General features: G+C 60.3%; 1 rRNA gene. It reads left to right on the top strand.

The annotated features are described in order from the left end of the window. Positions 1-426, top strand: a 23S ribosomal RNA gene (locus AN218_RS29005); the annotation flags it as partial.

Raw genomic sequence — 426 nt, 5'->3', positions numbered from 1 at the left:
GGGTGGGTAGGGGAGCGTCGTGTGCCGGGTGAAGCAGCCGTGGAAGCGAGTTGTGGACGGTATGCGAGTGAGAATGCAGGCATGAGTAGCGATACATACGTGAGAAACGTGTGCGCCGATTGACTAAGGGTTCCTGGGTCAAGCTGATCTGCCCAGGGTAAGTCGGGTCCTAAGGCGAGGCCGACAGGCGTAGTCGATGGATAACCGGTTGATATTCCGGTACCCGTGGCAGTGCGCCAGCGCTGAATCAGGTGATGCTAAGCCCGTGAAGCCCCCGGTTGTTGTCTTCGGATGACTGCTGGTGTGGTGGAGCCGGCGGACCGAGCTTGTAGTAGGTGAGTGATGGGGTGACGCAGGAAGGTAGTCCAGCCCGGGCGGTGGTTGTCCCGGGGTAAGGGTGTAGCCCGAGGAGCAGGTAAATCCGCT

It is taken from the genome of Streptomyces nanshensis, from assembly GCF_001751255.1.
In the GTDB taxonomy this organism is placed as follows: domain Bacteria; phylum Actinomycetota; class Actinomycetes; order Streptomycetales; family Streptomycetaceae; genus Streptomyces; species Streptomyces nanshensis_A.
Note: the sequence above shows the minus strand (reverse complement) of the source record. Positions and strands in the feature narration are given on the sequence as shown.